We start from the raw sequence: 16253 nt of genomic DNA on the forward strand, positions 1-16253 counted from the left end.
TCAGGCAGGTACGGCGGTCAGTTCGGCGAGGACCAGGCCGCCGCGCTCGGCAGCCTTCACCCACCGATTGATCGAGGCGGGCTTCTCAGCCAACGTGACAGCAGGACCGGGCGCCAGCTCGCGGGCGGCATCCCAATCGCGGTCCGCGTACAGTGGCGGCCGCTCGATCCGATCCCCGCGCGCTGTGGTGAACACACGCTTCCGCGCATCCGCCACCATCGTTACCGCGGGCAGCACCTCACCGGACAGTGTCAGATACCGTCCGTCGTCGAGGAGGAGCACCGGGAGGATCACAGCTTCAGGATACGTCGGAACGTCCAGGTGAGCACATCGACTACGCGACGATTCCCACCGGACACTTCGAGCATCTTCGCTGTGGCGCCGACGAGGAACGCAGCCAGCGATTCGGCGAACCATTCATCCCGTCCGGAGCGCTCATCGCCGGTGCTGCCGGTGACGTAGTAGTGATCGGCCTTGTTCTCGGCGAAGACGATCTTGTGCGCCCACTCCAGATACGGGTCGTCTGTGACGCGGGTGATGCGGCGTCGGTACGGCTGCTGGACGGCAGGCCGGATCGACGCCGGTAGGTGCCGTGCACCTTGCTCCTGCCACTCCACGGTGAGCGGCTGGTTGTGCAGGTACTTGTCGTCGACAGCGTGCGAGAGCTCGTGGAACGCCATGTTCTCGGAACCGTGCTCGACGCCGGACAGGATGACGGCGCCGCCTTGGTCGCCGTAGTTGAGGTAGACGCCGCCGACGGTGTCCCAGGGGCGGCCGTCGTCGACTTCGTCGTCTGCGAGGAATGCGCCTGCTGGTGCGTCGAGGATGGTGTCGGCGATTTCGACGGTGACGCCGTTCTCCTGCAGGCGTTCGCGGAGCGGTTCAGGGTAGTCCTGGACGTCGCGGCGTGCGAGGCCGTCGGTGACTTCGTCGGTGCCGTCGACGGTGGTGGGTTCGAGTGGCCCGAAGTGTTCGTCGTCCTCGTCGTCGAACTCTCCGGAATTTCCGGATGGTTCTTCGTCCGGGGCGTCGCGGTCCAGGTCGTCGTCACCGAGATCACCGTCATCATCGAACAAGCGGTCATGCTCGGCGAACGGATCATCCTCGTCGTCGTCGGGGACCACAGTCTCGGACTGAGTCTCGGACTGCTGTGGCGGCCCGAACGCGTCATCCGTCCAGCCAGGGTTCCGTTCCGTCGGAGCCTCACGCCTGGCGTCGCGTTCCTGCTGCCACGGCGGTCGGTTGTCGCCGACGACCTCACCGCGCTGTTCGGCTTTCCACTTCTCGATCGCCAGGGTGACGTCGTCGTTGAGGTCGGGTCCGAGGCGCGCGTTGCCGGGGCCGACGCCGCGGCCTCCCCACTGGCCTTGCAGTTCGGTCTGGACTTCGTCTTCGGTGAGGATCCGCATACTGCACCTGCACTGGATCACGAGGTGCCCGGGTGCGAATGGGTCGCCGGGAAACATCATCGGATAGCCGGCCACCGAGAACGACGTCTCCAACGGAACCATCTGCCCCTCGGCGACGACATGCTCGACACGGGTGCGTTCATCCGACGTCGCGAGCCACGCCTTGTACATCTTCTTCCCCGTCGCCTGCGCTGACGCCTGAGCAGCCGCCCACGTCCCTGCCTGCATCGCACCGTGCACTTCGGTGCGGGCAATGCGTCGGGCCTTCCACTGCCACTCCAGCAGGGACTCGTCGTGCTGCTCCCACAGTTGTCGGCGGCGGCCTTTCAGGCCTGCGATCTCCGCTGACGGTGTGGCCTCGTCGGCGAGCTTGCGGTCGATCTCCGAGATCTCGGCACGGATTCGACGGGACGGTGCGTCGATGTTCAGGATCCGGCCGATGCGGTCGGTGACTTGGTCGTAGTCCTCACCCTCCGCCATCGCCTCCAGCAGCTCGGGTCGGAGTTCTTCGAATGCGCCTTCGGGCCAGATCTTCAGGCGGTCGTGCACCGACCGCATGTGTTCCTCTTGGTAGTGCACTGGGGAGATGTCGGCGACCCTGGATTGCTGCCGGAACCCTTCACTGAACGCTTCCTCGAGGACGGGTTCGACGTTCTCGATCAACGCGCGCGACCACACTTCGAACGACGCGCGCGCCGCATCGATGTCAGGCGGCTGGTCACCCGCAGCAGCGGTCAGTACGTCGAGCGGCTGATGCAACACCAACGCCCGTGCGGCATCGAGCCAGCGGGTCATCGCGACGATCAACGCCGCATGCGCCTTCCGCTCCCCTACCGTCAGGATCGCGTCAGTACGGCGACGCTGCGCCAGGAACGGATCGACGCCCTTAGACGGTGGCACGTCGAGCGGCCCAGGATGAGAACTGCAACCAGCCCTCGGGGTCCTTCAGCTGCCACACCTCCGCGAGCTGCTCAAGCAATCCGTCCCGGTGCTCGATGTCCTGTTCGAGAAACACGACGACGAGGTTCGCGAGGATCGCTTTGTCGACGTGCGCGGCGAGCCACAGGACGACCTCGTGATGAGTGGCTGTCGGAGCGAGTGCGGTCACAGTGACGTCTCCAGTACTGCCGCGAGCGCGGCCTTGGTGTGTGGGGTGCGGCGGGCCAGCAGGTCGCGGACGTAGCGGTCGCAGGCTTGGTACAGGTCGGTGCGGCCCGGTAGGACGAGTCGGAGGTGTGCCCATGCGCCGTCGAGGATCCGGTCAGCATCAGCGCTGATGTCGGAGTAGTGGAGCTGCATGTACAGCAGGTAGTCCGGCACCTGCGAGATCAGCTGCTTGCGGCGCTCGCGTGAGACTCCTCGGCAGCGTTTCCCTGCCATCTCGAGGGCACGGAGGACGGCCATTTCGCAGGCGAGGAAGGCGGCCTCGTCGACGGTTGTGGTGGTCACAGAGTTTCCTCCCCGGTGCCGGCGTCGCCTTGCGCGGGCGCGGTGTCACCGCGTGTGGGGAGGGAATGCTGCTCGTCAGTCGGTGCAGCGTCGGATGGGGTGTCGTTCACTTCCTCAGGTGTGTCGTCCGGCACGATCCCCGACAGAGCGTCCAACACCTCCTGAGGCAGACCAGGCACCAGGTACGGGATCAGAGCAGGCCCCAGCTGAGGCTGCGCCGACACGAGCGCCCACAGTTCCCGGTTGATCCGCTCCTCGTCCTCCGGGGCGTCGTCCTCGTCGAAACCGTTCTCGGCGCGCATCGACTTCGCCGACAGTTCCTTCTTCTCGTACAACGCTTGCGCGTCCTTCGAACGATCCGGTCGGAGCTTCAGTGCCGATGCGTCGATCCAGATCTGGTGACGGTCCCAGTCGGGTACACCGAGTTGTTGGAGGGCGGGCTGGTACCAGCCGATCGTGAGTGCGTGAGCGATCGTCGCTGCTGTTGGGATGACTGCGAGGGTGACTTCGTCCTCACCGACTGCCCACGCGCTCCAATGATTCGATGAGCCCATACCGAGCAGCACCTCAGGCGGCGAGTCCATACCGAGCGCGATGCGGCGGATCTCCTCTGCCCGCAGGTTCGACGCCTGCGGATCCAGCGGTGTCGCGAACGTCAGGTGCTTGATCTTGTCGACGTACTCGGCCGGCACCTTCGCGATCAACGGCACCAGCGCGGCCGCCGAGTCCGGGTCGGACAGGGCGGTCATCATCATGTCCATCAAGTCGGCGACGAACGGGTCGATCTCGTCGTCGTCTTCGTCTCCTCGTTCGGGGTCGCCTTGCCCGGCTGCGATTTCGATTTCCTTCGGCAGCAGCAGCATGCCCGCACCTGCGAGCCTGGATTCGACTTGGGCGCTGGTGTGCTTCGACAGTTCCCGCAACGTCCGTGCGTTGGACAGGACAGCGCGTGCCGGGCAGTCAGGGAGTGCGGACTGTTCGGGGTCGGGTGTCCAGCAGCGGATGACGAGCTCGTCGTCGGTGAGCTTGCGTGGCTCGATGCCGTCGTTGACGGTCCACGTCTTACCGGCACCGGTCAGCTCGGTGGTGGACATGGGGTCGAGGTGGTGGCGTCCGTTGTCGTCCTGGGAGACGACGAGCAACGATTCACCAGAGAACGAGAGCTGCTGCGCGGCCCGCTTCACGGACTGCTGCGTGCGGGCCTTGTCGCCGAGCATCCCATTCGACAGTTCGAACGCCGGGCCTTCGGTGAGAGCATCGGGTTCAGCGAGTGGGTCGTCGACCTTGGCGCCGAAGAACTTGACCTGCGAGACAGCGCGGGCGATGCGGTCACCAGCGAACCGGAACTCACCGACCTGGCTGCGGAGTTCCCAGGAGTCTTTCTGCCACGCCTGCTTCTTGAACTGGGCTTTCGAGGAGGACGCGACGTTGCCGCCGTGGACGATCTTCGCTGCCGCAGTGAGCGAGTGGTGGCCTTGGCTGAGGTCGCCGCCGCCGTCGTACGGAATGTTGATGTGGGCGACGATCGCGCCGGGCACTTCCCGCATCTTGCGGCGTGTAATGGTGGTGCGTTGCGACTTCGCTTTGAGCCGTGCAGCTTCGATAGACGCCGTGGATTCGGGGCGACGCCTGCGGATCGGTGCGGACATCAGGCGTCACCGTCCAACCATGTGGACGCGATACCGACGAGCCACGAGATGGTCAGGCAGATCGCGGGGATCAGGAACCCTGGATGCTCCCCGTAGAACCACGCCAGGGTGCCGATACCGCCGCCGATGTAGATGGACAGGCACCACGGGCAGCCCGCCAAATAAGCGAGATCGTGATCCTCACCGAAGCGGCGGATGAAGAACGCCCGCACATTCCGCGTCAGATAGTCGTCGGAGAGAAACCGTGTGACCCGCAACGTGGCACCGAGCGCCAACAGGAACACCGTGACCGTCATGCACCAGCACCAATCATCCGGGAGTGACAAGGGAACACTGCAAGGGTATCCCTAGCCACTCCCGACAAGCGTTATCCGAAGAGGGCTGGTTGTTCGGTCTCGGGTTTCCCGTCGCCGTATTGGATGGTGAGTACTTGCTCCACCCACGTTTTGTGGCCGTAGGTGTCGTGGTGTTTCGCGGCGACGGCTTGCGCGTTCGCGGACGTCCACTTCGTTCGACAGCGGTCACACCCGGCAGTGACAGCGCGGCTGGTCTGAGTCGCACGACTGGCGTTCACCGGATGCGCCTCCACCACTCTTGCCCCCGGTACCGACGCAGCCAGATCTGCTGCGCCTTGCCGCGATGCGCGGGCCCGTACCGTCGATCACCCTCACAGACAGGACATTCCGGCAGCGGCGGATGCGAGAAACACAGCGGACACTGACCGACGCGTGCACGACGCCACGGCACCCACGTACCCCCGAACACCCACGACGCGAACCACCCGACCGAGAACGCGACGAGCAGCCACCACGGGTTCATTTCCACCATTCCTTCCCGCATGAGCAGGTGACGACGAGGACGTGGAACGGTTCACCACGCAGGCCGGGCGCGGAGTGTGCACGCCAGGCCTGCTCGTGCCCGACGAGACGATGCCACCACATCACCAGTTCTCGCCCCCTTTGTGTCCCAGCAAGTGCCACCACCGGGCGCGCGCATCCCGCTGAGTCAGTGACAGCTGGGTGGCGTGGAGCTGCGTCGGCACCCACGCCTTCGCCGTGTGAACACGCTCCGGCGCTACCGGCCCGGCGTCGTCGTGGGCGCGGTCGTATTCGGGGCCGAAGTACGAGACCGGGCAACCGCGCCCGTCGTCACGGAACACGACACCTACGTCTGGCTCGAACGTGAATGTCCATCCGGTCAGGAACGTTGCGTGCTCGCGGTCGACACGGTCGGCCCAGCAGCGGAGCCGCCACCCGATACGAGCGCGCACGCCTGTGCGCTTCGTCATGTGAACCTCGGATCGTCGATACGGATGTCCAAGTCACGCCACGAGCTGGCGTCGAACAGATCCACGGGCACTCTCCACGTGCTCAACTGCTGGGCCAGCGTCAGCCACGGTTCGACGGCCAGGTATTCGCCTGTCGCAGAGTCGAACCCGTACAGCTCGGCGATCTCGGCGAGATCCATCCGGAGGTGCGCCATGTTGATCTCGGGACCGACACCCAGCGGATCCACGGAGCGGAAGAACCGGTTCGTCGCGAAGGCGCTACGACGATCCCGGTACCGCTGTTCGGCCTTCTCGACTTCGGCCTCGATGATCTCGTCCTGGTTCATGCGAGCCGCCCTTCTCGCCGCAGGATCGCGGCAGCTTCTTCGACTCGGTCCCACTGGGATCGGTCACCGTTGTTGCGGTCGGGGTGCGCGTTGGCTCGTGCCTTGCGATAGGTCTGCTCGGTGGTTTGCGCGAGCTGCGAACCAGAGACGCGCTTCAGGTAGCGCAGGGCGGCTTCGGGCGTCTGGCTATCGGCGGCGGTGCCGAGTTGCTTCCAACCGGTGTATTGCTCGGCGTTGGGGGTGATGCCGTAGCGGTCGATCTTGCGGAGCGCTTCCAACGCAAGGGCGATAGCGCGCAGGTTGTCCTGCCACCGATCGAAGCGGTCGCACGGAAATGATAATGGCCCCTTGTTCGATTCGATCGCGAGGATTACACCCGGATGCGAGGGAACGGCGTTGGCGCGGGGCATGCCGTCGAGCCGGAAGTCCTGCTCGCGCATCGCGATCTGCAGGACGGCGGGAGCGTTGCGGTTGCCGGTGCCGAGGTAGTGCAGCTCCCGGTCGAGCAGGTCGAGGGTGGATCGCCATGGCGCCGAGAAGTTCGACCGTTGCCGTATCGCAGTCTGCCCACTGGGCCAGGTAACGATGGGCCGCAACGTCATCCCGTACGGGTAGTCGCCATATGAGGTCATCGAGTCACCTTGTCCCCTGCTGCGATGTATTTCAGTCGGTCGATGCCGTCGACTTCTTCCTGTGCGAGGAGGACGGCTTGGACGTGGCCGCCGAACCCGATAGCCAACCGGGCTTTGTTGCGCGGGTCGGCTTTGCTGATGAGCGCGATCAGATCCGTGACGAATCCACCAGCCGGGTAACCGTCACTGGGGTTGAAGTGGTGGAGGACTTGGTTCGCGATCTCCGGCGTGATCATGAGTCGCGCCTCGGTGCGATCGCGAAGCTGGCTACTTCCTTGCCGTCGGGCATGATCACGAACTCGGGTCCGCGGAACAGTCCGAATGCTGCCCAGTCGCAGCCGCGTCCGGTGTAGCCGCCCTTCGGCTGGTCGCGTTTGAGGACGCCGAGGAGTCGGCCGATGCAGATCTGCCCGAGGTGCTGGAACGGGTCGTCGTCGCTGTCGTTGGCGGTGAGTGCGTCTTTGAAGTCCTGGGCAGTGGCGATGTCCTCGCAGTGGGGGCAGATGAATGCCCATTGCTTGTGGTCGTCTCCGAAGCGTGCGCGCAGTTCGGCGACGAGTTCTTCCTGGGTTCGTTTGACCGTGGTGGCGCTGCTCATGTGGTGCTCCGTTTCGTGTTGCTGGTGTGTGTGTTGAGGTTGGTGCGGGCTGCGGTGAGGGCGACGTCCCATGCGGATCGTTGGTGTCGGAGTTTGCCGCTGGCTCCGATTGCGGCGTGCCAGTTGGCTTTTCGTCGTTCGGCGTCGGAGACGAGTTGTGTCGGGTAGGTGCCGAGTGGTGCGGAGCCGTTTCCGCCTGGCGGTATTTCGGTGTAGGGCCCGAATTGGGTGGTGGCCCAGGCTTGGATGTTGCCGAGGACGATGGCGGCTGCGATGAGTGCTTCGGGGTTGGCTGCGGCTCTGCCGTTCATGTGCCAGTTGGGGCGCGTGATTCCTTCGATGCCGACGACGATGGGTGCGACGGGTCTTCCGTTGGCGGTGGCGGCTTCGCGGGCTGTGCGTGCCACTAGGGCGCCAGTGGCGGCGAGCTTCTTCAGGTAGTCGGCCTCCACTGGGAGGTGCTGGGTCGGGCGGTAGTCGGCAGGCTTCGACCGCGCCGTCGTCGCCGCATCCAGGAACACCGGGGACCGTCCCCTGTCGAGACGCATCAGCGCCCACCCGGTCGCGACGGCGCCGGGGTCGATGCCGAGAACGATGACAGTCATAGGTGTTGGAACCTTCCGATCCAGTCTTCGGATGTTTCGAACAGGACGCCGCAGAGAGTGCAGTTGAGCGGGAACGCGCGCTGCGCGTCGACGGTGACCTCCTGCATGTGGCCCCGGCAGATCAGCATCGGATGGTGACCGTGTTTGCAGCAGTGCAGGCGGGCGGTGAAGTCAGCAGGGTTAGTACAGCGCCCGAATGCCCCGATGGACTGCTCGCAGGCAGGCCGGAAGTCGAGACCAGCGAGCGCCTCGAAGTCGGCCGGCGTGAACTCCGGCTGGTCGCTCATCGGAGTGCCCGTTCGTCGAGCTTGGTGCCGCGTTCCTTGTTGTAGAGGCGGACGAGGACGACGGCGACCATCGATGCGAGAGTGCCGCTCTCGAACTCCCGCAGCGATTGCGCTTGGGCGCGGATCTGCCGTGGTGTCACTTCGGTCATGGCGTCGGCGAGGCGCCCGGTCTTGAAGGTGGCGCCAGCTTCGACGTCGTCGTAGGAGTCGAGGAGGATGCCGACGCCCATGACGATGGCGCCTTCGAGTGCGTCCTGGGATGGCGGCCAGGTGTCGGTGATCAGGAACAGGGTGTTGACGACGAGGGACTGGCCGCCTTTGCGGAGGAGCTTCTCCAGGCTGGTGATGCAGCGCAGGTTCTTCGGGCCGGGTTTCGGGTTGATCTCCAGCCCGAGCTGCGCGACGGCTTCTTCGATGATGGTGACTTCTTTGTCGCCGGATGCTTTGCGTGCACGCCAACGGTCCCAGGTTGAGATCGGTTTGGTTTTGCGGTCGATGTCGTCGAACAGTTTCGCTTCGCCTGCGACGTCGAGCCCGGTGTGGACGTTGACGACGAGGTGGGTGTCGGGGTCGCGCATTCCTGCTGCGGCCCAACGGTGTTGGCCGTTGATGATCGCGAACCGTGGCTGCTGGTCCTCGCCGCGGTCGGAGACGTCGAGGACACCGAGGAGTCGGGGATCCCATTCGGCGACGATCTTCTTCACGCGCTGCATGTCGCAGTCGCGTTGGTAGGTGTGGTCGACGAACAGGTCCGCGACGGCGACGGCCATGGGGAAGGTGGTCGGTGCGGTCATCGCTTCGGTGCCATTCGTCGTAGGAGTGACCGGAACGCTTGGGAGCCGGTGTGCGCCTTCGGTGTCGCAGTCAGGGTGATGTGCTGCCCGACGGGGAGCTGGCTGTTGATGCGGTTGCCGAGCGCGTGGGCGATCGCGTCGATGGGGCCGATCGCTGCGGGGACGGCGGCCCACAGGCTGTTGTCGTTGTAGACGTCGTGGCCGTCGTAGTCGCTAGCGGACAGGGGCCGGATCGCTGAGGTGAAGCGGAGAGGTTCGGCGAGGATCGCGTCAGCGATGGAGTCGGGGTTCCAGTTGGAGCGGCGCAGTTCGGCGCGAATGACCTTCGCGATGGCTGCTCGTTCCAGGGTGGCGACCTCGGTGGGCTGAGATCCGGTGACGGTCACAGCACACCACCGTTCAGTGCGGCGAGGCCGTTGAGGATGCCCCAGGCGCCGACGATGGTGGCGGCGGTGATGGCGGCCATGACGGCGGGGCGGGGCAGGTCCGCTGCGGGTGCGGCGTCCTGCCAGTCGGCGGCGAGGTCGCCGCGTTCGACGATGGTGTGCTGGTCCATGACTGTCTCCTAGTCAGTTTCGCGATGGATGCGGAGGCGCTGGCTGGTGCGGAGGAACTCCGTGCGGGTGTGTTCGACGTCGGTGACGATGACGCGGCCGGAGGCGCCGAGCCGGGTCTGGCCGACGGTGAGCTGCTCGATCGGCAGGTCGAGCCAGTGCCCGCCCGGGGAGAGTTCGACCTTGTCGACGATGATGTCGCCGGTCTTCAGCTGGTCGGCGAACACGATCCGCTCCGTGCCGCTCATGCTGCGGAGTCGATGTCGAGGCCGCGCTGCTGCCGTTCGATGTGGAGGCCGACGAGCTTCTGGCCGACGTTGCGGGCCTGGCGTGCGGCGTCCTGGGAGTCGTAACGGCCGGCGCGGGCGATGCGGTCGAGGGTGTCGCGTTCGCGGGTGATGACGTCGATCTCGGCGAGGAGGTCGTTGTCGTCGAGGTGCTGGTACATGGTGGTGGTCCTTTCACGATGGGGCGGTTGGTTCTGGCGGTGCCCGGTCCTTGCGAACCTACAGCGCGCAGGGTGACAGTGCAACTGTTTCCTGGTTACTCAGCGTCTGCGTCGACGCGACACCGCCGACGAACCAGCACGGTCGCCCTTCTTCCGGGACGCCACCGAATGCGTCTCCGCACCGGCACCGATCGCGGGCAGCAGCTCGTACGCGAGGTGCACTCCGGCGTCGAGGGCGCCGGGTGACCAGGTGGAGCCGGGCTCCCATACTTCGAACTCGGACTTCAGCCCGGCGAGGCCGTGACCTGGGGCGAACTTGGCTCGGCCGGTGATGACGGCCTGGGCGATCGGCTCGGCGCGGAGGAACTTCGACTTCCGTGCGTGGACCTCGGCGATGTACGGGCACAGGTGATTGCGAGGAATCAGGCCTTCGTCCTGTAGCGCGGCCCACGCTTGCTTGATGAGAGTGCCGGCCATCTTGCCGCCGTAGTTCGCTTCGAACACGATCCGGTCGGCGCTGATCTCATCAGCGAGGAGGCACGCTTCGCGGGACCACTGATCGGGTTGCAGGAGCGCTGATCGGTCGTGGGTCCAGTAGAACTTGCCGTCCTTGCCGACGTGCCCGCCGATGATTCCCGCGGTGTCTCGGCCACCACCGTTGGGGTCGACGGCGACACCAGCTCGGCGAGGTGGGGACACCTCGGAGACGGTGGCGGCGGCGAGTACTTCGGCAGTGAGGAGTGCACCTTCGGCGGTGACTGGTGAGCCCATGAACATGGCGGCCCAGTCGCGGGTGGTGACGGATTGCTTCTGGCGGCGCCAGTGATCGATGAGTGCTTCTGTGTCGGCGGCGTCGATCTTCGGGTGGGTGAGCGGTTCACCGGGCGTGCGTCCGAGGGCGTCGTCTCCGTAGAAGCCGCGCTCCGGGTCGGCTGCGGTGGCGATCGCGGGGAGGTGGAGGACGCGCCACTCGCCGCCTTCTTCGATGCGGCCTTCCTGTTTCAGCAGCATCCCGGAGAGGTCTTCGAGGTGCCAGCGGGTGTGGACGATGATCTGCCGGGCACCGGGACTACGGCGGGTGACGAATGCAGACGAGTACCACTCCTCCACTGCCTTGCGGATGGTGGACGAGTCGGCTTGCGCACGGTCAGCGTATGGGTCGTCGACGATGCCGAGTTCCATGTCCTGGCCGGTGAGGCCTCCTCGGACGCCTCGGGCACGCAGGCCGCCGCCTGCGGTGGTGGTCCAGTCGGATCGTGTGTTCTCGTCGCGTTTGAGGAACAGGCCGTACTCGGCGCCATAGGTGGCGACGAGGTCTCGCACCGCTGCCGAGTGGGTGTGGGCGAGTGACGCGGCGTAGGAGGTGAGGACGGTCCGGTCGCGGGGGAATTCGGTCTGCCACCAGAACGGGAGCCACCGCGAGATCCGGTGACTCTTGCCGGCGCGCGGAGGTGTCCACACCATTAGCTTCGCGTTCGGGGTGTCCCTCACCCAGGTGAGTGCTTTGTCGATTTCCTCGAGGTGCGGGCGCTGCACCTGCGTCGTCGGCTCGTGCTTCAGCGCGAGAGCTCCGGGTGTCGGAGGCGCGAACGGTGACCGCTTCCCCCGCTTCGCGGTCTCCTCCGCGAGGCGGTTCCGGTAGTACAGCTTGTCGGCCTCGGACAGGTGACTGAACCGGCCGGGGTCGATGACAGTCACTTCGATCGCTGCCTGTCCGCCTCGTCGTGCGCGGTCATCAGTGCCTCGATCTGGTCGTCGATCTCGGAGCGGGTGGTGATGGTGGCGTCGATCTTCGTGGGTGCGTCGGCGCCGTACAGCTTGGCGTACCGGTCGATGATCTTCAGGACGAGGTTGCCTGCCTGGACGTCACCCATCAACGCTTGTCCGGTGAACTGGGACAGTAGTTTCTCGAGGCGTTCGTGGATGATCGTCAGGGCTTGGTCGGCGAGATCCTCGCGGGTCTTCGCGTGCCGCTCCAGCGCGGCGGTGATGGCGCGGTGGGCGCCGGAGCGGTCGCGGTAGCCGACAGCCTTCGCGATCTCGTCGTTCGTCTTCCCTTCCAACAGCAGGGCGAGGGCGCGTTCCTGTTTCTGTTGGACGGATGCCGTGGCGCGTCGGGACTTGTTTCTATCGGCCACGGCGTTCCGCCTTTCTGACTTGGGTGACAGTGCTCAATGTATCCGTGATGCTTCGAGGTGCAGTCCGCATGCGGTGCACATGCCGTCGGCGAGGTGTTCGTGGGTGCAGTTGTCGGCGTACTCCACTTCCCAGGTGGGGTGCAGCAGGGCTGCTGTCTTGTGTCCGTCGAACCGGACGCGGAGGTATTGCTGTTCGCCGCCGACGATGACGCCGTACTCCCCCGTGTACAGGAACAGGATCCGGACTCCGACGTGGGCGGGGACACCGTAGTAGCCGCGGACGTAGGCGAGGGCTTGCTCGCTCGCTACCTTGCCGGTCACTTCCAGCCCTCTGCACGGTCGTCCGGAGCGAGGCCTGGCATCCACGGCCCGTACTTGCTGCCGCAGACGCATCGGTCGGGCTTGCCCTCGGGTTGCGGCATGTACTGGCTGACCCCGGCGATCTCATGCGAGACCGTCACGTACATTCCGCACGGACCGATCTTGGACATGTCCGAGCATTTCCTGTGCCAGTGAGTATTGACCAATCCCAACGGGAGAACTGGTGCGGCAGCGTTGAAGTCGTGGTCTTCATGTTCTTCGCACACCATGTGGTCGTCTGCCCGGTAAGCAGGCTTCGTTTCGCAGACCTCGCACTTGGTGCAGCTCGGGCAGATGTCGCCGTCGCCGTCGGTGAACCAGTCGTCGGACAACATCTCGATCGCCGTGCCGTGATCGGCAAACGCCGAGAACTCTCCGCCGTAATCGTCGGTGTCTGCTGTGTGTCCGCACTCGTCACACTTCGCGATGTAGTAGGTGACCTCGACTGCGCTCATCGGTAGACCTTTCGGAATGTGGCTGCGTCGCGACAGCTGGCGAAGTGGGACTCGTACAGTGGCTGTCCGGCTGCGCGGGCGCCGGCGACTTGTGTCTTGCGGAGGACGGTCGCGGTGACGTCGGTACCGGTGGCGTGGAGGACAACGTTCCCGGCGTCGGACGGGGCGGCGTCGACGGGCATCGCCTTCCCGCCTGGGTTGGTGGTGGCGAAGATGATCGGGTCGCCGCAGCCTTTGCAGGATTGCGGCCGTGGGAGATTCGCGGGCATCAGTTGTCCTTCGGGTCGAGTTCGCGGACTTGGGTCCACCTGCCCGCTGCGACAGCGAGGATCAGGTATCCGTCGTCACGTCCGAATGCGAGGACGCCGCCGGGGAGGATGTCGCAGCGGTCGGCGCCGACGAACGTGCCTTCGGTGTCGAACGGGTGGAAGTAGTGGAAGTGGCGTTTCACATGACCTCCAGTACCTGCGTAGGTGGCGTCCAGAGTCCTTGCGCACCGAGGCATGGGATCGGCTGGTCGAGGATGGTGACGTTGTCGAGGACGAGGTGGGTGCGGTTGTTGCGTGCCCGTCCGCCGCCTTCGTTGGGCGCGGAGTCGCCCCAGGGTCGGCAGCAGCCGGTGTCGCGGTGGACGTCGATGAGGTCGACGATGCCGATGACTGCGGAGCGGATGTGGATTGCGTCGGCTTGCCAGTCGGTGGCGTGCATCCATTCTTCGGTGACGCGTTCGTCGGACCAGCCGGCGCGGTCTTCGAGTGCGCCTGCGTGGATGGCGAGGCGCCCGCGGTAGGACCAGTTGGTCGAACGGTTCTCGATGTCTTTGCCGCCGAAGATGATCGACCAGGCCCACGGCTGTTTCACGGTGAGCGCCTTCATGATCGGAGTCCTGTCATCGCGTGCTCGGTGGCGGCGTCGATCTCCTGCCACCGATCCTCCGGACTGTTGCGCCAGACGACGATCACCGGGATGCGTGTCCGGGCAACGTGTTCCAGCGCCGCATCGGCCGCGTCGTTGAGTGACCAGGTTTCCTTGGTGATCTCGACGAAGTTGTCGCGGTCGAGGTACATGTATCCGGCTTGCCCGTTCACAGGCCGACAGCCTCATCGGAGAACACGGCTGCCCAGTGGTCGCCTGCGTCGGCGCCGGGGCGGTCGTAGCGTTCGACGGTGGCGTCGACATCGACTTCGTCGGCGTCCCGTTCGAGGGCGGTGCACACGTCGACGGCGTCGGCGTACTTCTCTGCGGCGAGGAGTGCGTCGTGTTCGGTGTCGGCGTCGAGGTCGAATTTCAGGGTGATCGATACTTCGAATGTCGGCATGGCGGTTGCGCTTTCACGAGGGCGGGTCAGGTCAGTTGGTCGCGCGGATGCGGCGCATGCCGCTGTGCATGGTGCGTGCGACCTTGTGGACCTGTTCGGGTGCTGGCGGCGTGTAGATGGTGCCTGCTGCGGCGTCGATGGCGCGGCGGGCTGCGACACGTTCGGCGAGGGTCATGGATCCACGGCTGTCAGCGAGGACGCGTTCCATCTCGTCGAGTGCTCGGGGCGAGGCGATCGCGTTCACAGTCCGGTCTCCATCTGCAGTTGCTGAGGTGCAGCGTTCGCTGCTCCGTATTCGTCGAGCAGTTTTTGCAGCCCCTTCGGGGTGACGCGGGGCTGCGGGGGATCGAGGACCAGGACGCCGGTCTTCGGATGGTAGTGCGATGTCGGGATCACCGACATGTGTCCGGACTCGATCGCGGCCTGCAGGACGCGGTACCGGCCGTCGCCTTTCGCTCGGGCTATCCAGTGGCGGTGCTCGAGGTCGTTGAACAGTCGAGTTGCTCCGACCTTGATGCCGGCGCGCGTGAGTGCCTGCGCTGCATCGCGGACTGAGTAGTCGCCGTCTGCGTCGAGGATCTTGTCGGCGACGTGTGCCTTCGGTTCGAGTTCGGCGATGCGTTCGTCCTTCGCCGCGATCATCGCCTGGGCTTCGATGACAGCGTGAGCGAGGAGCTCCGGCCCGGAGAGTGCTGGTGCTGTGTTGTAGCTGCCGGTCTTGCGGATGGTCGGCAGCACCTCGGCGGTGATCCAGCGGCGGAAGGCGACGGCGTCGGGTTTGTCGGATCGGATGACGACTTCGTACATGCCAGGTTCGTTGACGATAGTGACGTTCTGTCGGCCGCCGGTGGTCTGAAGGGGGTACGTCTGGCGTACCCCCTCGTCCAGGCGCTCGGCGATCTGCGATGCGCCACGGGTGAGGCCGAGGACTTTGCAGAGGTCGCCGAGTACGAACCAGGGTTCGTCGTCGACGATGACGGTGCGGAGGGTGTGCCCTGCGTATTGGAACGGCGCGAGTGTCGTCATGTCATGCGTCCTGTTCGATGCCGATGAGAGTGCCGAGGTTGATGTTGAGGTGGCTGGCGATGGCGGTGAGTTCGTCGATGTTCAGGGGTGAGGCCTGGCCGGAGAGTCGGCGCATGAGCGTCGATCGGGAGATGCCGGTCGCCTCAGCGAGTGCGAGGACGGTGATGCCGCGGCGGCCGAGTTCGGCGCGCACGTTCCCTGCGACTATCGATGCCGGCGTTTTGTCCATGAGTGGACTCTATGTCCATGCGTGGGCACTTCGCAAGGAATCCGACCAATTGGACTTACATGCGTGTTGTTCGGCGACGTGAGTCACAGCGCCCATCAAGGTGTAGACATGTGTCATATCTGGGCATATTGTTTCACCCATGACCACTCAGTTGGAGCTCGTACGCGGTTCGGGGGAATCACGTTCCGAGGCAGTCGCACGCCGACTCCGAGGACAGATTGCCGAGCAAAGGCTCACCGTTATGTCCGTCGCGAAGGCAACCGGCATCGCTCGCTCGACACTGATGCGCAAGCTCGACGGCGACTCGGCACCGAAGCCATTCGACATCGACGAGCTGGACCGCCTCGCGGCCGTGCTCGATCTGCGTATGGCCTGGCTCACCGACGGTGAGGGGAATGCAAGAAACCCCCACCCGGACGGACCGGATGGGGGCTTCACTGTGCGCCCGAAGGGATTCGAACCCCTAACCTCTTGATCCGTAGTCAAGTGCTCTATCCGTTGAGCTACGGGCGCGTGTTCAGTTGTGCCAGTTCTTGCGAACCAACGGTACTGCATGCCGATCCTTGCGGATCAGCGTGGCGGAGGCGAGAGGATTTGAACCTCCGGACCCGGTGAAGGGTCAAGTCATTAGCAGTGACTCCCATTCGGCCGCTCTGGCACGCCTCCTAGGCTGCCGGCCCTCTCGGAC

General features: G+C 65.2%; 32 protein-coding genes and 2 tRNA genes. 1 reads left to right on the top strand and 33 read right to left on the bottom strand.

The window, feature by feature from the left end:
- The 31 genes from CHB96_RS07445 to CHB96_RS07595 all read right to left on the bottom strand — a co-directional run bounded on the left by CHB96_RS07445 (window position 1) and on the right by CHB96_RS07595 (window position 15565).
- The gene (locus tag CHB96_RS07445; protein WP_089244588.1) at window positions 1–294 is read right to left on the bottom strand and encodes a hypothetical protein; all 294 of its coding nucleotides are present in this window, start codon (window positions 292–294) and stop codon (window positions 1–3) included.
- Complete coding sequence (locus tag CHB96_RS07450; protein WP_089244590.1) at window positions 291–2309, bottom strand: phage minor head protein; 2019 nt, start codon at window positions 2307–2309, stop codon at window positions 291–293. Before CHB96_RS07450 ends, CHB96_RS07445 begins: the two co-directional genes overlap by 4 nt.
- A complete protein-coding gene (locus CHB96_RS07455; protein WP_089244591.1) occupies window positions 2296–2517 on the bottom strand; it encodes a hypothetical protein in 222 nt (73 codons plus the stop codon). The genes CHB96_RS07450 and CHB96_RS07455 overlap by 14 nt, the downstream gene beginning before the upstream one ends.
- Window positions 2514–2858 (bottom strand): hypothetical protein, encoded by a 345-nt coding sequence (locus CHB96_RS07460; protein WP_089244593.1) that lies wholly within the window; start codon window positions 2856–2858, stop codon window positions 2514–2516. Before CHB96_RS07460 ends, CHB96_RS07455 begins: the two co-directional genes overlap by 4 nt.
- Complete coding sequence (locus CHB96_RS07465; protein WP_089244595.1) at window positions 2855–4507, bottom strand: hypothetical protein; 1653 nt, start codon at window positions 4505–4507, stop codon at window positions 2855–2857. The genes CHB96_RS07460 and CHB96_RS07465 overlap by 4 nt, the downstream gene beginning before the upstream one ends.
- Window positions 4507–4803, bottom strand: a complete 297-nt coding sequence (locus CHB96_RS07470; protein ID WP_089244597.1) for a hypothetical protein — start codon at window positions 4801–4803, stop codon at window positions 4507–4509. Before CHB96_RS07470 ends, CHB96_RS07465 begins: the two co-directional genes overlap by 1 nt.
- A gap of 274 nt (window positions 4804–5077) precedes the next feature.
- Window positions 5078–5326, bottom strand: coding sequence for a hypothetical protein (locus CHB96_RS07480; protein WP_141136460.1), 249 nt, complete (start codon window positions 5324–5326; stop codon window positions 5078–5080).
- Between the two features lie 121 nt (window positions 5327–5447).
- A complete protein-coding gene (locus tag CHB96_RS07485) occupies window positions 5448–5795 on the bottom strand; it encodes a hypothetical protein (RefSeq protein WP_089244603.1) in 348 nt (115 codons plus the stop codon).
- Complete coding sequence (locus CHB96_RS07490; RefSeq protein WP_089244605.1) at window positions 5792–6121, bottom strand: hypothetical protein; 330 nt, start codon at window positions 6119–6121, stop codon at window positions 5792–5794. Before CHB96_RS07490 ends, CHB96_RS07485 begins: the two co-directional genes overlap by 4 nt.
- Window positions 6118–6753, bottom strand: a complete 636-nt coding sequence (locus tag CHB96_RS07495; protein WP_089244607.1) for a molecular chaperone DnaJ — start codon at window positions 6751–6753, stop codon at window positions 6118–6120. The genes CHB96_RS07490 and CHB96_RS07495 overlap by 4 nt, the downstream gene beginning before the upstream one ends.
- Window positions 6750–6989 (bottom strand): hypothetical protein, encoded by a 240-nt coding sequence (locus CHB96_RS07500; RefSeq protein ID WP_089244609.1) that lies wholly within the window; start codon window positions 6987–6989, stop codon window positions 6750–6752. Before CHB96_RS07500 ends, CHB96_RS07495 begins: the two co-directional genes overlap by 4 nt.
- The gene (locus CHB96_RS07505; RefSeq protein ID WP_089244611.1) at window positions 6986–7351 is read right to left on the bottom strand and encodes a VVA0879 family protein; all 366 of its coding nucleotides are present in this window, start codon (window positions 7349–7351) and stop codon (window positions 6986–6988) included. Before CHB96_RS07505 ends, CHB96_RS07500 begins: the two co-directional genes overlap by 4 nt.
- On the bottom strand, window positions 7348–7956 hold the full coding sequence (locus CHB96_RS07510; protein WP_089244613.1) for a hypothetical protein: 609 nt from the start codon (window positions 7954–7956) through the stop codon (window positions 7348–7350). Before CHB96_RS07510 ends, CHB96_RS07505 begins: the two co-directional genes overlap by 4 nt.
- Window positions 7953–8243 (bottom strand): hypothetical protein, encoded by a 291-nt coding sequence (locus tag CHB96_RS07515; protein WP_089244615.1) that lies wholly within the window; start codon window positions 8241–8243, stop codon window positions 7953–7955. The genes CHB96_RS07510 and CHB96_RS07515 overlap by 4 nt, the downstream gene beginning before the upstream one ends.
- A complete protein-coding gene (locus tag CHB96_RS07520; RefSeq protein ID WP_089244617.1) occupies window positions 8240–9037 on the bottom strand; it encodes a DUF6551 family protein in 798 nt (265 codons plus the stop codon). Before CHB96_RS07520 ends, CHB96_RS07515 begins: the two co-directional genes overlap by 4 nt.
- Window positions 9034–9423, bottom strand: a complete 390-nt coding sequence (locus tag CHB96_RS07525; protein WP_089244619.1) for a hypothetical protein — start codon at window positions 9421–9423, stop codon at window positions 9034–9036. Before CHB96_RS07525 ends, CHB96_RS07520 begins: the two co-directional genes overlap by 4 nt.
- Window positions 9420–9593, bottom strand: coding sequence for a hypothetical protein (locus CHB96_RS29615; RefSeq protein ID WP_176444189.1), 174 nt, complete (start codon window positions 9591–9593; stop codon window positions 9420–9422). Before CHB96_RS29615 ends, CHB96_RS07525 begins: the two co-directional genes overlap by 4 nt.
- Before the next feature lie 9 nt (window positions 9594–9602).
- Window positions 9603–9839: a hypothetical protein gene (locus CHB96_RS07530; RefSeq protein WP_089244621.1), complete on the bottom strand. Its 237-nt coding sequence runs from the start codon at window positions 9837–9839 to the stop codon at window positions 9603–9605.
- Entirely contained in the window at window positions 9836–10039 is a 204-nt protein-coding gene (locus tag CHB96_RS07535) for a hypothetical protein (protein WP_089244623.1), read from the bottom strand. The genes CHB96_RS07530 and CHB96_RS07535 overlap by 4 nt, the downstream gene beginning before the upstream one ends.
- A 99-nt stretch (window positions 10040–10138) precedes the next feature.
- On the bottom strand, window positions 10139–11737 hold the full coding sequence (locus CHB96_RS07540) for a hypothetical protein (protein WP_089244625.1): 1599 nt from the start codon (window positions 11735–11737) through the stop codon (window positions 10139–10141).
- Window positions 11734–12177: a hypothetical protein gene (locus CHB96_RS07545; protein ID WP_089244627.1), complete on the bottom strand. Its 444-nt coding sequence runs from the start codon at window positions 12175–12177 to the stop codon at window positions 11734–11736. Before CHB96_RS07545 ends, CHB96_RS07540 begins: the two co-directional genes overlap by 4 nt.
- A 33-nt stretch (window positions 12178–12210) precedes the next feature.
- Complete coding sequence (locus tag CHB96_RS07550) at window positions 12211–12498, bottom strand: hypothetical protein (protein WP_089244629.1); 288 nt, start codon at window positions 12496–12498, stop codon at window positions 12211–12213.
- On the bottom strand, window positions 12495–12992 hold the full coding sequence (locus CHB96_RS07555) for a hypothetical protein (protein ID WP_089244631.1): 498 nt from the start codon (window positions 12990–12992) through the stop codon (window positions 12495–12497). The genes CHB96_RS07550 and CHB96_RS07555 overlap by 4 nt, the downstream gene beginning before the upstream one ends.
- Window positions 12989–13261, bottom strand: a complete 273-nt coding sequence (locus tag CHB96_RS07560) for a hypothetical protein (protein WP_089244633.1) — start codon at window positions 13259–13261, stop codon at window positions 12989–12991. Before CHB96_RS07560 ends, CHB96_RS07555 begins: the two co-directional genes overlap by 4 nt.
- Complete coding sequence (locus tag CHB96_RS07565; RefSeq protein ID WP_089244635.1) at window positions 13261–13443, bottom strand: hypothetical protein; 183 nt, start codon at window positions 13441–13443, stop codon at window positions 13261–13263. The genes CHB96_RS07560 and CHB96_RS07565 overlap by 1 nt, the downstream gene beginning before the upstream one ends.
- Entirely contained in the window at window positions 13440–13868 is a 429-nt protein-coding gene (locus CHB96_RS07570) for an ASCH domain-containing protein (RefSeq protein WP_089244637.1), read from the bottom strand. The genes CHB96_RS07565 and CHB96_RS07570 overlap by 4 nt, the downstream gene beginning before the upstream one ends.
- Window positions 13865–14080: a hypothetical protein gene (locus tag CHB96_RS07575; RefSeq protein ID WP_089244639.1), complete on the bottom strand. Its 216-nt coding sequence runs from the start codon at window positions 14078–14080 to the stop codon at window positions 13865–13867. The genes CHB96_RS07570 and CHB96_RS07575 overlap by 4 nt, the downstream gene beginning before the upstream one ends.
- Entirely contained in the window at window positions 14077–14310 is a 234-nt protein-coding gene (locus CHB96_RS07580) for a hypothetical protein (RefSeq protein ID WP_089244641.1), read from the bottom strand. Before CHB96_RS07580 ends, CHB96_RS07575 begins: the two co-directional genes overlap by 4 nt.
- A 31-nt stretch (window positions 14311–14341) precedes the next feature.
- A complete protein-coding gene (locus CHB96_RS07585) occupies window positions 14342–14554 on the bottom strand; it encodes a hypothetical protein (protein WP_089244643.1) in 213 nt (70 codons plus the stop codon).
- Complete coding sequence (locus CHB96_RS07590; protein WP_089244645.1) at window positions 14551–15336, bottom strand: BRO family protein; 786 nt, start codon at window positions 15334–15336, stop codon at window positions 14551–14553. The genes CHB96_RS07585 and CHB96_RS07590 overlap by 4 nt, the downstream gene beginning before the upstream one ends.
- Before the next feature lies 1 nt (window position 15337).
- Complete coding sequence (locus CHB96_RS07595; RefSeq protein WP_089244647.1) at window positions 15338–15565, bottom strand: helix-turn-helix domain-containing protein; 228 nt, start codon at window positions 15563–15565, stop codon at window positions 15338–15340.
- A 139-nt stretch (window positions 15566–15704) separates the two neighbouring features.
- Between CHB96_RS07595 and CHB96_RS07600 the strand changes: the two genes are divergently transcribed.
- Window positions 15705–16040: a helix-turn-helix domain-containing protein gene (locus CHB96_RS07600; RefSeq protein ID WP_141136461.1), complete on the top strand. Its 336-nt coding sequence runs from the start codon at window positions 15705–15707 to the stop codon at window positions 16038–16040.
- Here CHB96_RS07600 and CHB96_RS07605 read toward each other — a convergent pair.
- Both CHB96_RS07605 and CHB96_RS07610 read right to left on the bottom strand, forming a co-directional pair.
- Window positions 16006–16078: transfer RNA gene (locus CHB96_RS07605), tRNA-Arg, on the bottom strand. The two genes, CHB96_RS07600 and CHB96_RS07605, sit on opposite strands and share 35 nt — an antisense overlap.
- A gap of 63 nt (window positions 16079–16141) precedes the next feature.
- Window positions 16142–16231: transfer RNA gene (locus tag CHB96_RS07610), tRNA-Ser, on the bottom strand.
- Window positions 16232–16253: the final 22 nt, after the last annotated feature.

The sequence above is a fragment of the Rhodococcoides kyotonense genome (assembly GCF_900188125.1).
Taxonomy (GTDB): Bacteria; Actinomycetota; Actinomycetes; order Mycobacteriales; family Mycobacteriaceae; genus Rhodococcoides; species Rhodococcoides kyotonense.

Excerpts from the sequence above, each read along its gene's own strand:
- CHB96_RS29615 (WP_176444189.1), bottom strand. The coding sequence starts at position 9,593 with ATGGACCAGCACACCATCGTCGAACGCGGCGACCTCGCCGCCGACTGG.
- CHB96_RS07580 (WP_089244641.1), bottom strand. The coding sequence starts at position 14,310 with ATGCCGACATTCGAAGTATCGATCACCCTGAAATTCGACCTCGACGCC.
- CHB96_RS07505 (WP_089244611.1), bottom strand. The coding sequence starts at position 7,351 with ATGAGCAGCGCCACCACGGTCAAACGAACCCAGGAAGAACTCGTCGCC.
- CHB96_RS07520 (WP_089244617.1), bottom strand. The coding sequence starts at position 9,037 with ATGACCGCACCGACCACCTTCCCCATGGCCGTCGCCGTCGCGGACCTG.
- CHB96_RS07600 (WP_141136461.1), top strand. The coding sequence starts at position 15,705 with ATGACCACTCAGTTGGAGCTCGTACGCGGTTCGGGGGAATCACGTTCC.
- CHB96_RS07510 (WP_089244613.1), bottom strand. The coding sequence starts at position 7,956 with ATGACTGTCATCGTTCTCGGCATCGACCCCGGCGCCGTCGCGACCGGG.
- CHB96_RS07555 (WP_089244631.1), bottom strand. The coding sequence starts at position 12,992 with ATGAGCGCAGTCGAGGTCACCTACTACATCGCGAAGTGTGACGAGTGC.
- CHB96_RS07470 (WP_089244597.1), bottom strand. The coding sequence starts at position 4,803 with ATGACGGTCACGGTGTTCCTGTTGGCGCTCGGTGCCACGTTGCGGGTC.
- CHB96_RS07465 (WP_089244595.1), bottom strand. The coding sequence starts at position 4,507 with ATGTCCGCACCGATCCGCAGGCGTCGCCCCGAATCCACGGCGTCTATC.
- CHB96_RS07500 (WP_089244609.1), bottom strand. The coding sequence starts at position 6,989 with ATGATCACGCCGGAGATCGCGAACCAAGTCCTCCACCACTTCAACCCC.
- CHB96_RS07530 (WP_089244621.1), bottom strand. The coding sequence starts at position 9,839 with ATGAGCGGCACGGAGCGGATCGTGTTCGCCGACCAGCTGAAGACCGGC.
- CHB96_RS07490 (WP_089244605.1), bottom strand. The coding sequence starts at position 6,121 with ATGAACCAGGACGAGATCATCGAGGCCGAAGTCGAGAAGGCCGAACAG.
- CHB96_RS07560 (WP_089244633.1), bottom strand. The coding sequence starts at position 13,261 with ATGCCCGCGAATCTCCCACGGCCGCAATCCTGCAAAGGCTGCGGCGAC.
- CHB96_RS07595 (WP_089244647.1), bottom strand. The coding sequence starts at position 15,565 with ATGGACAAAACGCCGGCATCGATAGTCGCAGGGAACGTGCGCGCCGAA.
- CHB96_RS07570 (WP_089244637.1), bottom strand. The coding sequence starts at position 13,868 with ATGAAGGCGCTCACCGTGAAACAGCCGTGGGCCTGGTCGATCATCTTC.
- CHB96_RS07590 (WP_089244645.1), bottom strand. The coding sequence starts at position 15,336 with ATGACGACACTCGCGCCGTTCCAATACGCAGGGCACACCCTCCGCACC.
- CHB96_RS07515 (WP_089244615.1), bottom strand. The coding sequence starts at position 8,243 with ATGAGCGACCAGCCGGAGTTCACGCCGGCCGACTTCGAGGCGCTCGCT.
- CHB96_RS07535 (WP_089244623.1), bottom strand. The coding sequence starts at position 10,039 with ATGTACCAGCACCTCGACGACAACGACCTCCTCGCCGAGATCGACGTC.
- CHB96_RS07480 (WP_141136460.1), bottom strand. The coding sequence starts at position 5,326 with ATGAACCCGTGGTGGCTGCTCGTCGCGTTCTCGGTCGGGTGGTTCGCG.
- CHB96_RS07495 (WP_089244607.1), bottom strand. The coding sequence starts at position 6,753 with ATGACCTCATATGGCGACTACCCGTACGGGATGACGTTGCGGCCCATC.
- CHB96_RS07485 (WP_089244603.1), bottom strand. The coding sequence starts at position 5,795 with ATGACGAAGCGCACAGGCGTGCGCGCTCGTATCGGGTGGCGGCTCCGC.